Annotated in this window: 13 protein-coding genes and 2 pseudogenes; 3 read left to right on the top strand and 12 right to left on the bottom strand. The window is 68.3% G+C overall.

What is annotated here, in order from left to right; genetic code table 11:
* Positions 1 to 5 precede the first annotated feature (5 nt).
* The 12 genes and pseudogenes from KCH87_RS01945 to KCH87_RS01895 all read right to left on the bottom strand — a co-directional run bounded on the left by KCH87_RS01945 (position 6) and on the right by KCH87_RS01895 (position 10,892).
* Positions 6 to 929, bottom strand: a complete 924-nt coding sequence (locus KCH87_RS01945) for an ABC transporter permease (RefSeq protein WP_210583516.1) — start codon at positions 927 to 929, stop codon at positions 6 to 8.
* Positions 916 to 1,737, bottom strand: coding sequence for an ABC transporter ATP-binding protein (locus KCH87_RS01940; RefSeq protein ID WP_210583515.1), 822 nt, complete (start codon positions 1,735 to 1,737; stop codon positions 916 to 918). Before KCH87_RS01940 ends, KCH87_RS01945 begins: the two co-directional genes overlap by 14 nt.
* A 16-nt stretch (positions 1,738 to 1,753) precedes the next feature.
* Entirely contained in the window at positions 1,754 to 2,857 is a 1,104-nt protein-coding gene (locus KCH87_RS01935; protein WP_210583514.1) for an ABC transporter substrate-binding protein, read from the bottom strand.
* 346 nt (positions 2,858 to 3,203) lie between these two features.
* A complete protein-coding gene (locus KCH87_RS01930; RefSeq protein WP_210583513.1) occupies positions 3,204 to 4,103 on the bottom strand; it encodes a TauD/TfdA family dioxygenase in 900 nt (299 codons plus the stop codon).
* A 28-nt stretch (positions 4,104 to 4,131) separates the two neighbouring features.
* Positions 4,132 to 4,431, bottom strand: a pseudogene (locus tag KCH87_RS48770) (LLM class flavin-dependent oxidoreductase); the annotation flags it as partial.
* A 107-nt stretch (positions 4,432 to 4,538) separates the two neighbouring features.
* Positions 4,539 to 5,294, bottom strand: a complete 756-nt coding sequence (locus tag KCH87_RS01920; protein ID WP_374198946.1) for an ABC transporter permease — start codon at positions 5,292 to 5,294, stop codon at positions 4,539 to 4,541.
* A gap of 170 nt (positions 5,295 to 5,464) precedes the next feature.
* Positions 5,465 to 6,301 carry an ABC transporter ATP-binding protein gene (locus KCH87_RS01915; RefSeq protein WP_210583509.1) on the bottom strand — a complete coding sequence of 279 codons (837 nt, stop codon included), beginning with the start codon at positions 6,299 to 6,301 and terminating at the stop codon, positions 5,465 to 5,467.
* A gap of 5 nt (positions 6,302 to 6,306) precedes the next feature.
* Positions 6,307 to 7,527: an ABC transporter substrate-binding protein gene (locus tag KCH87_RS01910; protein ID WP_374198936.1), complete on the bottom strand. Its 1,221-nt coding sequence runs from the start codon at positions 7,525 to 7,527 to the stop codon at positions 6,307 to 6,309.
* Positions 7,528 to 7,573: 46 nt separating this feature from the next.
* Positions 7,574 to 7,669: a putative leader peptide gene (locus tag KCH87_RS50675; protein WP_374198935.1), complete on the bottom strand. Its 96-nt coding sequence runs from the start codon at positions 7,667 to 7,669 to the stop codon at positions 7,574 to 7,576.
* Positions 7,670 to 7,856: 187 nt separating this feature from the next.
* The gene (locus KCH87_RS01905) at positions 7,857 to 9,089 is read right to left on the bottom strand and encodes an acyl-CoA dehydrogenase family protein (RefSeq protein ID WP_210583507.1); all 1,233 of its coding nucleotides are present in this window, start codon (positions 9,087 to 9,089) and stop codon (positions 7,857 to 7,859) included.
* Between the two features lie 13 nt (positions 9,090 to 9,102).
* Complete coding sequence (locus KCH87_RS01900) at positions 9,103 to 9,672, bottom strand: winged helix-turn-helix domain-containing protein (RefSeq protein ID WP_210583505.1); 570 nt, start codon at positions 9,670 to 9,672, stop codon at positions 9,103 to 9,105.
* Between the two features lie 299 nt (positions 9,673 to 9,971).
* Complete coding sequence (locus tag KCH87_RS01895) at positions 9,972 to 10,892, bottom strand: amino acid ABC transporter permease (protein ID WP_210583503.1); 921 nt, start codon at positions 10,890 to 10,892, stop codon at positions 9,972 to 9,974.
* Between the two features lie 593 nt (positions 10,893 to 11,485).
* Between KCH87_RS01895 and KCH87_RS01890 the strand changes: the two genes are divergently transcribed.
* The 3 genes and pseudogenes from KCH87_RS01890 to KCH87_RS01880 all read left to right on the top strand — a co-directional run bounded on the left by KCH87_RS01890 (position 11,486) and on the right by KCH87_RS01880 (position 13,942).
* Complete coding sequence (locus KCH87_RS01890) at positions 11,486 to 12,610, top strand: LLM class flavin-dependent oxidoreductase (RefSeq protein ID WP_210583501.1); 1,125 nt, start codon at positions 11,486 to 11,488, stop codon at positions 12,608 to 12,610.
* Positions 12,610 to 13,166 (top strand): annotated as a pseudogene (locus tag KCH87_RS01885) (GNAT family N-acetyltransferase). Before KCH87_RS01890 ends, KCH87_RS01885 begins: the two are co-directional and overlap by 1 nt.
* Positions 13,163 to 13,942, top strand: coding sequence for a transporter substrate-binding domain-containing protein (locus KCH87_RS01880; RefSeq protein ID WP_210583499.1), 780 nt, complete (start codon positions 13,163 to 13,165; stop codon positions 13,940 to 13,942). Before KCH87_RS01885 ends, KCH87_RS01880 begins: the two are co-directional and overlap by 4 nt.
* The last annotated feature ends 2 nt before the right edge of the window (positions 13,943 to 13,944 follow it).

Below are 13,944 nucleotides of genomic sequence, written 5' to 3'. Positions count from 1 at the left end.
TTCGTTCAGCGGGTGAGCAGGCCCCGGCCGCGCAGTACCCGCCGCTCCAGCGGGCTGAAGATCAGCAGGTCGATGGCGATGCCGACGAGGAGGATCAGGAAGATGGCCAGGAACACCTGGGACATGCTGCTGTTGTTGCGCCCGTTTTCCAGCAACTGGCCGAGACCGACGCCCAGATCGGGCGAGGAGGCGATGATCTCGGCGGCCATCAGCGACCGCCAGGAGAACGCCCAGCCCTGCTTCAGCCCCGCCAGGTAGCCGGGGAGCGCCCCGGGCATCACGATGTGCCGGGCCCCGCGCAGTCCGGTCGCGCCCATACTCCGCCCGGCACGGAGGAACAGTGGCGGGATCTGGTCGATGCCCGCGACGAGGCCGTTGGCAATGGACGGGACCGCGCCGAGCAGGATCACGGCATACATCATCGAGTTGTTGAGGCCCAGCCAGAGCACAGCCGGGGGCACCCAGGCCACGGAAGGCAGTGACTGGAGACCGGACAGGATGGGGCCGATGGCCGCCCGGACGAATTTCACCCGGGCGACCAGCAGGCCGAGCGGCGTACCGATGGCGAGTGCCATCAGGAAGCCGAGCAGGCCGCGCGAGACGCTGGTCCAGATGTATTCGAGCAGCGTGCCCTGCCGCCAGGCGTCGGTCACCTCGTCCCACACCGCGGACGGCGATGGCAGCTTGTAGGCGGCGACGACCTCCGCCCACACCAGCAGCTGCCAGACCACCAGCACCAGTGCGACGGCGGTGATGGGCGGCAGCACCTTGCGTATCAGGGTCTCGCGCAGCGGCGTACGGCCGGTCTGTACCGAGTCCAGCGCGTCGAGCCCTGCCTCCAGTCCCGCCAGGCCTTGTGCGTCCTGGCGCTCCCCGGCTGCCGGGGAGCCGTCCTTCTTGATGTCGACGCCGGGGTCAGTGCTGGCCATGACGGCGGATCTCCCTACGCAGTTCGTCGGTGATCTCGATGGACAGCTCGGCGACCGCACTGTCCTCGATACGCCGCGGCTGCGGAATGCCGACGGTCCACTCCCGGGCGATACGCCCCGGCCGCGAGGACAGGAGCACCACCCGCTGGGCCAGCTTCACCGCCTCCCGCACGTTGTGCGTCACGAACAGCACCGACAAGCCCGTCTCGCCCCAGATACGGGTCAGCTCGTCGTGCAGCACGTCACGGGTGATCGCGTCCAGCGCGGCGAACGGCTCGTCCATCAGCAGCAGCCGGCTGTCCTGGGCCAGCGCCCGGGCCAGCGCGACGCGCTGCCGCATACCGCCCGACAGCTCGTGCACCCGCTTGCCGTACGCACCCTGTAGCCGTACGAGTTCCAGCAGGCGTTCCGTCTCGGTGCGGCGCTCGGGCTTGGCCACGCCGCGCAGCTTCAGCGCGAGTTCGATGTTCTTGCCCGCGGTCAGCCAGGGGAACAGCGCGTGCTCCTGGAACATCAGGGCGGGCCGGCCGTGCGTGTCGATCGAGCCGGCGGACGGCAGGTCCAGTCCCGCGACGAGGCTGAGCAGCGTGGACTTGCCGCAGCCGGAGGCTCCCAGGAGGGTGACGAACTCGCCCGGTGCCACATCGAGTGTGATGTCGTCCAGCACGAGCTGCTGCCCGCCGGGCGTGCCCGGCGCGGGGAAGGACTTCGAGACATGCTTGATACGGGCGGCATGCGTTGCCGCCGTGGTGTCCTCGGCAGCCCTGGCGATCGTGGTGGCCACGGTCGTCACCTCCTGGGAACTCATCGGATCCGGTGGATCGTTACTCGGCGCCGAGACCGGCATCGTCGACCTCGTCCTTGCCCTCGGCCTTGAGGACCTTGTTCAGCGGTGCAAGGTCGTAGATGCCCTTCAGGCTGGGCTCCTCCAGCAGACCGGCCTTGACGGCGTGTTCGGCCTGGGCGTCGAGGGTGGAGGCCAGCGGGTCGTCGAGGAAGGTGATGGACTTCCAGGCCGGGTCGATGACTTCGGCGGGCAACGCCTTGCCCGACAACTTCTCCAGCGCCGCGTTGGCGGACGCCTTGGCCTCGTCCGGGTTGGCGTTGATCCACTCGTTGGTCTTCACGGAGCCGCGCAGCACGGCTTCGACGACGTCCGGGTGCTCCTTGAGGAAGTCCTGCCGCACGATGATGTTCGTGATCACGAACTCCTTGTCCGGCCACAGATCGGCCTCGTCGAGCAGCACCTCGGCGCCCTCGGCGACCAGCTTGGACGCGGTCGGCTCCGGCACCCAGGCGCCGTCGATGGAACCGGACTTGTAGGCGTCCGGGGTGATCTTGTTGTCCGTACGGACCACGGAGACATCGCCCTTGCCGCTCTCCGCGTCGACCTTCCAGCCCTTCTCCGTGATCCAGTTGAGGAACGCGACGTCCTGCGTGTTCCCGAGCTGCGGCGTGGCGATCTTCTTGCCCTTGAGGTCGTCCAGGGACTTGATCTTGTCCGGGTTGACGACGAGCTTCACGCCACCGGAGGCGGAACCGCTGATGATGCGCAGGTTCTTGCCGTTCGACTTGGTGTAGCCGTTGATGGAGGGGGAGGGGCCGATCCAGCCGATGTCGATGGCTTCGGCGTTCAGCGCCTCGATCTCGGAAGGGCCGGCGTTGAAGGTCGACGGCTTGATCTTGGTGCCGCCGAGCTCCTTCTGGAGCAGGCCCTCCTGGACGCCCACCAGAGCGGTGGCGTGCGTGAGGTTGGGGAAGTAGCCGATCTTCACCTCGTCGACGGAGAGCTTCTTGGCGTCCGCCGCGACCTCGGTCTGCTTGTCGTCATCAGCGGACTCGGAACCGTAGCCGCAAGCGGTCAGCAGCAGGGGGAGCGCCGCGATGACGGCGAACGTGCGCAGGATGAGCGGTCTTGCGGCAGACACGGAGGTGTCCTCTCAAGGAATGGGTGATGAGGGAGAGGCGGAAAGCGCGAGGCGTAGGGCCCATGGGCAGGCACCGGCACTCCGCTCGCACCGCGGGCCGAAGGATGGTGATGGTCTGCGCGGTTGAGTGTTCTCATGACCCCCCACAGATCCCTATTATTCCCACCTGGTTGATAGGGATCGTGGCAGAAGGCGGCGTCCGCCCCAAGGGGGTGTCCATATGATGGGCGCGACTGTCTCGCTTTTCGGGATCCATCGATGACGTCGGCAATGACCTCGGCCTTCAGTGGCCCGTCGTGCAGGCTGCCGGGCAGGAGCAGGTGCCCCGGCCCGGCAGCCGAGGGGTTCAGGCCGCGGCGGGGGTGTAGTGGGAGGCGTCGTCACCCTCGATGACGTGGCTGAGGGTGCCGTCGACACCGGCGGGGGCGTCGCCCGAGACGGTCGCCCGGTGCAGCAGGCGCGGCAGGTCGCCGTAGTCGTCCGGGGCGTAGTGCTGGGTGATGCGGTTGTCGAACAGGACGAGGTCGCCCGGCGTCCATGCCACCCGCACGATGTTCTCCGGGCGGGTGACGTACGACTGGAAGATACGCAGCAGGTCTCGCGAGTCGGATGGGCCGAGGCCGACGATGCTCTGGGCGAAGCCGCCGATGAACAGCCCCCGTTCCCCGCTCTCGGGATGGACGCGGACGACCGGGTGGGCGGTGCGGTACTTGCGGGAGACGAAAAGCCTGCGGTGCTCGGCCGCCTTGTCGCTCTTCGGGGCGGCGTAGTCGTAGTCGTTGGTGTGCACCGCCCACAGCTTGTCCGCAAGCTCGCGCAGCGGCTCGGGCAGATCCCGGTACGCGGCGGCCGAGTTGGCGATGAGCGTGTTGCCGCCGTAGGGCGGGACCACGATGCTGCGCAGCGTGGATGCCTTCGGGGGCGTACGGACGAACGTGACGTCCGTGTGCCACTGGTTGGCGCGGATGCCCTCGTCGCCGTCGACGGGGAGGATGTTGGGCTGGCCCTCGACGGAGGGGACGGTCGGGTGTGCGGTGGTGAGTTCGCCGAAGAGCGAGGCGAAGCGGAGCTGGCCCGCGTCGTCGAGGTGCTGGTCGCGGAAGACGAGCGCCTTGTGTTCCAGGAGTGCGGAGTTGATCTCGGTGACGACGGCGGGGTCGAGGTCGGTGGAGAGATCCACGCCGTGGATCTCGGCGCCGATACGGCCGCCGATCCTGCGGACGTCGAAGCCGGTGTTGGTGGTCATGTGCGGGTTTCCTTTCGGTCGGTGATCATCATGAGGTGATGGGCAGAGAGGTTCCCTTGGCCCCAGGCGGGCCGAGGTGAGGGCCCAGGGCCGCCAGCCGGTTGGCGGGACGGGCCAGGCCGTAGTGCTCGCGCAGGGTGCGGCCGCCGTACTCGGTGCGAAACAGGCCACGCCGCTGAAGGACCGGCACGACGTGGTCGACGAAGTCCTCCAGGCCGCCCGGCAGATGGGGCGGCATGATGTTGAAGCCGTCGGCGGCGCCCTGAACGAACCACTCCTCGAGCTGGTCGGCTATCTGCTCAGGGGCGCCGGCGAAGACGCGGTGGCCGCAGGAAGGCGTTGAGATGCAGTTGACGGGGTCTGGGCGCGGTCATGAGGTTCCTCGGATCGGAGGCAGCGAGACGAGCGGGGGACAGGGGGAGCGCGGCGCGTGGGTCAGTTGGTGGCGGGTACGCGCCAGGAGCTGAGCCGCCGCTCCACGGCCACCAGGAACTGGTTGAAGGCCACGCCGATGGCGGAGATCGTGATGATGCCCGCGTACATCTGCGGGATCGCGAAGTTGTACTGCGAGGCGTTGATCAGATAGCCGAGGCCCGCCTTGGCGCCGATCATCTCGGCGGCGACCAGCACCAGAATGGACACCGCTCCGGCCAGCCGGATGCCGGTGAACATCACCGGAACCGACGCCGGGAGGATGACCTTCTGGAACAGCCGGGGCGCGGACAGGTCCATCGACTTCGCGAGCTTCAGCAAGGTCGGGTCGACGGTGCGGACCGCGCTGATGGTGTTGAGCAGGATCGGCCAGGTGCACGCGTACACCACGATGGAGATCTTCGAGGTCTCGCCGATGCCCAGCAGCAGTACGAACACCGGCAGCAGCGCCAGGGCGGCCGTGTTGCGGAACACCTCCAGCAGTGGGCCGAGGAGGTCGGCGACCGGCCGGTACCAGCCGATCAGCAGGCCGAGTGGCACGGCGACGGCCACAGCGAGACCGAATCCGCTGAACGAGCGCACCAGGCTGGCGCGTGCGTTGTCGGCGAGCTGACCGTCGGCCACCAGCCCCCACCAGGCGCGGGCGACCTCACTGAAGGGAGGCAGGAAAACCCGGTCGACCAGGCCAAGTCGAGGTGCGGTCTCCCACAGCAGCAGTAGCGCCACCATGGCCGCGGATTTGGTCGCCCCCTTCAGCATCAGGTACGGCAGTCGGCGGACCCGGGCCGTGAGGGAAGGGACTCGGCGTACGTCCGACGATCTGGCGCGAGGCGGCGCGGACGTGACAGGGGAAGGGGCAGGGACGGGCTCGGCGGCGCTCGCAGCCTCCAGCGACGTGGTCTTGTCGGTGGCCGTGCCGGTTGTGGGGCTCATACGGAAGCCTCCTCCTTCTCCAACTGCTGGGCCCTGGCCACCTCGTCGTGCAGCAGCGACCAGATCTGGTGCCGGTGCCGCGTGAACTCGGGACTGGAGCGGAGGTCGTCGGTCGCCGTACGGGAGCCGAAGGCGACCGGCACGATCTGCTTGATGCGGCCCGGCCTGGATGTCATGACGGCGACGCGCCGTCCCAGGTAGACGGCCTCGTCGATGCCGTGCGTGATGAAGACGACGGTTTTGCCGGTGCGCTGCCAGATGCGCAGCAGTTCGTCCTGGAGCGACTCCCGGGTCTGGGCGTCCAGCGCGGCGAACGGCTCGTCCATCAGGAGCACATCGGGGTCGTAGGCGAGGCTGCGGGCGAGCGCCACCCGCTGGCGCATCCCGCCCGACAGCTCATGCGGGTGCCGGTCCTCGAACCCGGTCAGGCCGACCAGATCCAGGAACTCCCTGGCGCGTGCGGCTCGTTGACGCCGTGGGACGCCGGTGGCCTCCAGACCGAACTCGACATTGGCCTGTGCCGTACGCCAGGGCAGCAGCGCGTACTGCTGGAACACGATGCCCCGGTCCAGGCCCGGGCCGGTGACGGGTTTGCCGTCCAACAGGATCCGGCCGCCGGTGGGTTGGGTGAGGCCGCCGAGCAGATCCAGCAGCGTCGACTTTCCGCAGCCGCTGGGACCCACCAGGACTATGAACTCGCCGGGCGCAATCTCCAGATCGATGCCGTCGAGGGCGGTGAAACGGGTGGTCTGCCGATGCCCCGTCCGGTCCTTGACGGTGAATTCCTTCCGTACGTCCTCGAACACGATCTTGGGTGTGATGGATTCCGGCATGGGATTCAGCTCCCGCTTGTCGAGGCGGACGAGTCAGCTGAGGGAGTCGATGCGCCGCTTGCGCCGGCGGCGTTGAATTCATTGGTATAGAGGTCCGAAAGCGTGACCTGGCCCTTCTGGATTTCGCCGCGGTCGGCCAACCAGTCGATCCACAGCTGGAGTTCCTTGCCGGTGATCCGGCCTGCGGTGTCGGTGACGCCGTAGGAACGCCAGTACTTCAGGGGTGCGGTGTCTTCGTTGCGGCCGCGCTTCTCCACGATGTCCGTCATCCGGGCGATGACTTCTTCATGCGGAGTGGAACGGGACCACTCGATTGCTCTTCCGACGGCGGTGACGAAGATCCGGGCCGTGTCGGGACTCTGCTTCAGGAAGCGGTCGGTCATCACGTAGGTGCCGGCGCTGAATGCGCCGAGCAGTTGATAGTCGGTGAACAGCGGGCGGATGCCCCCGGCCGCGAGGGCCTTGTCGCGCAGGATGCCCCCGAGTACGGCCACGTCGATCTGCTTCTGCCGCAGGGTCTGTTCGGTGTTGACCGGAGGCACCACGAGGGGCTCGACCTTGTCTATGTCCGCCCCGGACAGACCGCCTCGCCGCAGGTAGATGTCGAGCATGGCCTCGGAGTGGGCTCCGAGGGTGTTCATCCCGACCTTCTTGCCGATCAGGTCCCGGGGCGAGCGGATCGGGCTGTCCTCAAGGACGTAGAAGCCGCTGTAGGCGTACTTGTCGGACCCGTAGTAGCTGATGACGGCCTTGATGGGGGCCTTGTTCGCGGCCAGTTTGACGACCGCGCCGTTGAACGCGCCGCCGAAGTCGATCTGGCCCGTGGCCGCGGACTGGATGTCCTGTGGTCCGCTGATCGTGTTGCCGACCCACTTCAGCTTCACGTCCTCCAGATAGCCGAGATCCTCGGCCAGTTCGGGCAACGTGACCTGACCCGCCGAGCCCTGATACCTGAGCGTCTTGGTCTGGCCCTTGCCGGAAGTGGCTCCGCTTGCAGTGGTGCCGCAGCTCACGGCCACCGCCGAAAGACCGAGCAGTGTGAGGAACTGGCGTCGGGTCGATGCCGTCGTGACCATGGAAGGGTCCTGTTCAAGATTGATGGAGCGGCTGGAATAGGGGCACTGAGTTTCTGAGTTCGTCTCTCCCGCTGGGAATGGGAAGGAGGCCCTCAAACCGTTCGTGATTCGGGCCGCGCGCAGTTCCGAAAAGGCGAGGAGCGAAGCCAAGAGGTTTCTTGGTGTGTGGAGTGGCCCAAATGGGAAGGGGGCCGCATCAGAAATGGCTGCGAGGAGTCCACGCACAGATGGCGCTGGCCTGACGTCGCAGATCGACGTGCAGGCGCGCGGCGAGGTTCTCGGACGTGCTCACAGCCAAGAGACTTGCAGCGGATTCCAGCCACGTCAATGTCGCCTGCGTATGCGTTGCGTATTCTCAACTGTCCGACATACGGCTGAAGTGCCGCGTTCACAATTCTCTGGCCGCGCGATGGCGTGGTGACTGCCGTTTATGCCGGCCCCGGTCCGTCAGCGCAGTGCCCGAACGTCATTGCCGCCGGTCAGGCGGGCAGGACGAACGGAGGATGGGCGCCGTTGAGGAAGTAGTCCCCGACATCGCGGAGCCGGTGGGCGGCGGGCTCGTACAAGGTGTGGGTCCGGGCGTTGCGCCAGAAGCGGTCCAAGCCCAGCCGCGAGGAGGTGGAGCGGGCGCCGATGATGTCGAGGGCGCGGGCGGTGGATTCCTGCGCGGCCCTGGAAGCGGCGGATTCGGCCATGGCCACGAGGACGGAGATGTCCGCGTACTCGTCGTAGGTGAGGTCTTCGCCGCGTGCCAGCCCGCCGTGCACGGCTTCCAGCGCCTGATCGGCGAGTGCGGACGCGGCGCGGGTGAGGACGGTGAGTTCTCCGTAGGCGGTCAGCACCTGCGGGTCGTGGCGGGTACCGACCGGCCAGGCGGGGTGCCAGGGTGCGTGGCCCGTCCTGCTGTACTCACGGGCTTCGGCGAGCACCCCCTCGGCCATGCCGAGACAGAGCTGGACAGAGAGGAGGCGCCCGGCCGGCGACGCCAGCGCGGTCCGGGGCGACAGGATGTCCTCGTCCGCGGACAGGGACCCGAGAACGTCGTCGGCACTCACCCGTACGTCGTCGAACTCCACGCTGCCGCCGGCCGCGAGCCGCTGGCCGAAGGTGTCGGCGTCGCCGTCGATCACCACACCGCGGCGGACGGGATCCACCACGACGGCGAGTGGTTCACCCGTGTCCTCCCGCACGGCGCGCACGGCGACGCGGTCGGCGACCTGGATCCCGGTGGTGTAACTCTGCCGACCGCCGAGCGTCAGGCCGCCGGCCGTCCTGGCCAGCATCAGAGGCGGCTCCTGACGGGCGAAACCGCCACCCCAGCACCACTCCTCAGCCGCGGACCGCTCCTCGATCTGCGCGGCGAGGGCGGGCTCGGCGAAGAACCGGGCGCTCCACGACAGGAAGTAGTGACAGCCCAGCAGTTGACCGATCGCTCCGTCGGCCGCGGCGATCTCCCGGACAACGGCGTAGGCCGTGGGCCAGTCCGCGCCTCCGCCCCCGGACTCGGCCGGAATCAGGAGCGTCAGCAGTCCCGCCTCGCGCAGCCGGGACACCTCGTCGAACGGGACCTTGCCTGCCTGCTCCCTGGCCACCGCATCCGTGGCCAGGTCGTCCGCCGCCTCCCGGGCCACGCGCAGCCAGTGCGCACGGCCGGGCCCGCTGCTCCGGTCGGGTTCCGAGGCGGGGCCGGACGGCACAGTGGCAACGCCCATGTCGGTGGTCTCCTCAAGGTCGATGGCAAGGCGCGGTGCTGGGGCGCTCCTGCTGGTCGGGCACGTACTTGTACCCCATACGCCGTACGGTGACGATCCGGTGCCGGTGAGCCTCGCCCAGCTTGCGGCGCAGGCGGGCGATGTGGACATCAACGGTGCGACCGTCGCCGATGTGGTCGTAGCCCCAGACGGCGGACACCAGCCGGTCGCGCGAATGCACCTGGTGGGGACGGAGAACGAGATGCGCCAGCAGCGCGAACTCCAGGTAGGTGAGGTCGAGTTCCCGTCCGTCCAACTCAGCGACGTGTCGCGCGGGATCCACGCGGACGCCGTCGTCCCCCGTCGGCTGGGCAGGAGCCGAGTCCGTTGCGGTGACCGGTCGGATCTCAGGCCGTGGCCCGTCCTTGACGAAGAGTTCGGCGGGATCGGTGCCCTCGGGGACGAGCAGGAGATAGCCGACGAGCGGCGCGGACGTGTTTCCCTCGGTGCCGCTCTGCGTGGTTTCGCCCACCAGGCGAAGATGGCGCGTGTCGGAGAGCGGCGGATCCAGTGGAGTGGCCGGGGCCGGAACTGCTGTGGTCATGGCGGTTGTCCCTCGAAAGTCTGTCGGGCCATCAGGCGCAGGTAGTGGATTCGCCTGATCGCCTGGGAAAGACGGAGTGGAGTGGCACGGGCGATCGTGTGAGCCGCGGGTGCCTTATGCGCGACAGCAGGCGGCGCTGACGACGTGACCAAAGTCGACATGCCGACGACGAACGAGTCGTTGCTGCGTGCGGGACATGTACATCATCCTGCGCATCCCCCGCTGGACCCGTCAAGACTTTCCTAGTAATTCGATAGGGAAAGTGGGAAAGGGCTCGCGTCGGGAGTGCTGCTCACAGGTCACCGCCGATCGCGGGACGGGCGTCGGCGGCCGTCGCCGCGCGCGTAGTACCGCTCGACGTAGTACTGCCCCGTGCTGAGCACGCTGGTGACCGCGATGTACCAAATAGTGGCGACCATCAGTAGCGGGATGACCTGGTACGTCTGGTTGTAGATCAGCTGCACCGAGTACAGCAGGTCGTGCACGGCCAGCACGCTGACGATGCTCGTTCCCTTCAGGGTGCCGATCAGCATGTTCCCGGCGGTCGGCACGATGGAGCGCATCGCCTGGGGAATGACGATCCGGCGCAGGGTACGGCGCCTGCTCAGGCCGATTGCCTGGGCGGCCTCGGTCTGGCCGGAGTCGACGGAGAGTATGCCGCCGCGCACCACCTCGGCGGCGTAGGCGGTCTCGTGCAGGGTCAGGCCGATGACGGCGGTGAGGGTGGGGCCCAGCAGGTTCACCGTCTTGACGGTGACGAACTGCGGGCCGAACGGGATGCCGAGGCCGAGCGTGGGATACAGGGCGCCGATGTTGAACCAGAACAGCAGCTGCACCAGTAGCGGAGTGGACCTGAAGATCCATACATATCCCCAACTCAGCGTGCGCAGAACAGGGTTGGCGGACAGCCGCATGACTGCCAGAACGGTGCCGAGCAGGAATCCGAGAACCATCACCACGCCGGTCAGCCACAGGGTCAGCAGCAGTCCGTCGAGCACGGCGGCGGTGGTGAAGTACCGGCCCACCACGTCCCACTGGAATGCGTCGTTGCGAACAACGGAGTTGAGCACCATCGCGAAGACCAGCAGCGCGGCGGCAGCTGTCGCCCAGCGGCCGATGTGCCGGCGCGGCACGATCAGCGGCATGTCGGGGCCAGGAGTGCCCGCCCGCTCCGGGGGATTCGTGGCAAGGGTTGATGTGACATCGGAAGGCGTGACCATCGGGAGGCTCTCCGGGTGAGGGAATCGCAGGCGTGGGTGACCACCCGGAGGCACTCGTTCGGGAGCGCAGCGGCACAGACGCTACGCGGGTACGGTGCGGCCGGGGCTCGGCGTCGTCACATTCGCCGCGTCCCTCAACGCAGCCGGAGGAGCTGCCGCGCTGGGCGTCGCAGATCCGTCGTCGAGCGTATGGGGCCGCGGCCGGGCTATGTCAACAACGCGTGGGAGGGGCCGGCCGAGGCGGTCCGGCATCCGAGCGCTCCTTGACGAGGAGCGCGAGTTACTGCTCAATTAATCGCATGAATGCCCAGCAGTGTTTGGTCACGCGCGACCACATCGACTTCGGTCGAGTGTGTTCCGCGGCGTGTTGCGTCTGACTCGGCAGCGGGCCGTCTGACCGGCCCTTCCCTCCCTCGGTGACCCCGTCGCGGGCCGAGTTCTCTCTTCACGCGCGCTGCCGCAACCGTGTTCCTCCCGACGCCCGGCGTCGTCACACCCGCACCGACCCGTCTCCCTGACGGTCTGTCACTCATGCCTCCACGCAAGGCCGTTCCGCCATGCCTGCGTGCGGTCGTTTCCGAAAGGCCACTCCCATGCCCGTGGAATTCCTCGGCATCGCCGCCACCAACGACGGCTCCGAAACCACGCCGCGCTCCGGCGCCGCCTTCGACAAGGAGTACACGCTCCGGCTCGCCCGGGCGCACGAGGACCACGGCTGGGACCGGGTGCTGTTCGCCTACGGCTCCGGATCGCCGGATCCCGCACCGGCCGCCGCGTACATCGCGAGCAGGCTGGGCCGCCTCCAGATCCTGCTCGCCCACCGGCCCAACGTCTCGTACCCCACCTTCGCCGCCAAGACGTTCGCCACTCTCGACCAGATCAGCGAGGGCCGGCTGACGGTGCACTTCATCACCGGCGGCAACGACCACGAGCAGGGCCGCGAGGGCGACACCCTCACCAAGGACGAGCGCTACGCCCGCACCCGCGAGTACATCCGGATCGTCAAGAAGATCTGGACCACCCACGAGGCCTTCGACCACGAGGGCGAGCACTACCGCTTCCACGACTTCGTCAGCGACGTCTTCCCCGTCCAACAGCCCCGCCCGAACGTCTCGTTCGGCGGTTCGTCACCTGCCGCGTACGCCTCCGGGGGCGCCGAGGCCGACATCTACTGCCTGTGGGGCGAGCCGCTGGCGAAGACCGCCGAGCAGATCGAGACCGTGAAGGCCGCCGCGAAGGCCGCGGGCCGCACCGACGTCCCCCGGATCCAGGTCGCCTTCCGCCCGATCATCGCCCCGACCGAGGAGCTGGCCTGGGAGAAGGCCCACCGCACGGTCGGCGCCATCCGGGATCGGCGCGAGACCGGTCTCGTACGGCACCACCGCAGCGGCGCCCCCGAAAACACCGGCTCACAGCGGCTGATCGCCATCGCCGAGGCGGGAGAGCGCTACGACCGCGCCCTGTGGACCCCGACCGCCGCCGCGACCGGTGGCGCGGGCAACTCCAACGCCCTCGTCGGCACTCCGGAGACGGTCGCCCAGGCACTCCTCGACTACTACGACCTCGGCGTCGACATCCTCTCCGCCCGCGGCTACGACCTGCTGGGCGACGCCATCGACTTCGGCAGGTACGTGATCCCGATCGTCCGCGAGGAGGTCGCCAAGCGCGACGCGGAGCATGCGGCACGCGGTACGCAGACCCTCGCGGCGGTGAACTGATGACCTCGGCACCGGAGTTGACAGTCATCCAGGTGCCCGTATCCGACCTCCGGGTCGAGCCGCTGCTGCGCGAACTCGGCCACGAGTACTCGACGCTCCCCCAACTCTCGGCTTCGCTCGAGCTGGGGGGACCCCCATCGGCAAGGACGCCCACGCCGAGATCGCCCGCTACCCCGACGAGGAGTTCACCCCGCCGTACGGCGGACTGCTCCTCCTGCTGCTGCTGGAGCGCGGCGAACCGGTGGCAGGAGGAGCCTTCCGCCGCTACGACGCGACCACGGCCGAGTTGAAACGGATCTGGACGCACTCCGCTCACCGGAGGCGGGGGCTTGCCCGCCGGGTCGTCGCCGAGCTGGAGCGTGAGGCGGGCGCACGCGGCTACCGGCGGATCTACCTGACCACCGGGCCACGCCAGCCCGAGGCACGCGGTCTGTACCTGGCCACCGGCTACACACCGCTGTTCGACACGACCGCCGACCCGGAAACCATCGGCCCGCTGCCGTTCGAGAAGCACCTCCCCGTCACCACAGACACCGGAAAGGCCACCGACCTGTGAATCTCCCCGGGTTCAGAAGCCGCCTGCGCAGCACCGCCGCCCTCGCGCTGCTGCCGCTGCTGGCGCTGACCGCATGCGGCTCCGGTGACACCGACGCGGCGGCAGTGGGCGCTCAGGCCTCGCCCGCACCGACCGACGACCCGATCGCCGCCGTACGGGAGGTGGACGCCGTCGCCGCCCTGCTGCCCGCCGACGTGCGTCAGGCGGGCACCCTACGGGTGGGCAGTTCGATCGGGTTCCCGCCGGGCGCGTACTACCCGAACGGCTCGGACAAGGCGCCCGCAGGCCAGGACATCGACATCGCCGACGCGGTCGCCAAAGTGCTCGGCGTCAAACTGGAGCGCCAGGACGCCTCCTTCGAGACGATCCTGCCCGCCCTCGGCAGCGGCAAGTACGACTTCGGTACCGGCAACTTCGGCGTCACCACCGAACGCCTGAAGACCATCGACTTCGTCACCTACATCAACGACGGCCAGGGCTTCGTGGTGAAGAAGGGCAACACCGCGCTCGGCACGAAGGTCACCGGGATCATGTCGACCATCAACGGCCTGCGCTACCAGGCTGCCCAGCCCGCCTCGCAGACCACCTTCCTGGGCGAGTTCCACCGCCTGGACGTCGGCTTCGCCTTCAAGAAGCGCTCCCCGCTCACCGAAGCGTTCCAGGCGGCCGTCAACGAGCTGATCGAGGACGGCACGTACGGCCGGATCCTCAAGAAGTGGGGCACCTCCGCCTCCGCGATCGACGCCTCGCGGGTCAACCCGCCCGAGCACAGGTGACC

The sequence above is a fragment of the Streptomyces sp. GESEQ-35 genome, assembly GCF_017948485.1.
Classification (GTDB): Bacteria; Actinomycetota; Actinomycetes; order Streptomycetales; family Streptomycetaceae; genus Streptomyces.
This window is presented reverse-complemented; position numbering and strand designations above follow the sequence as displayed.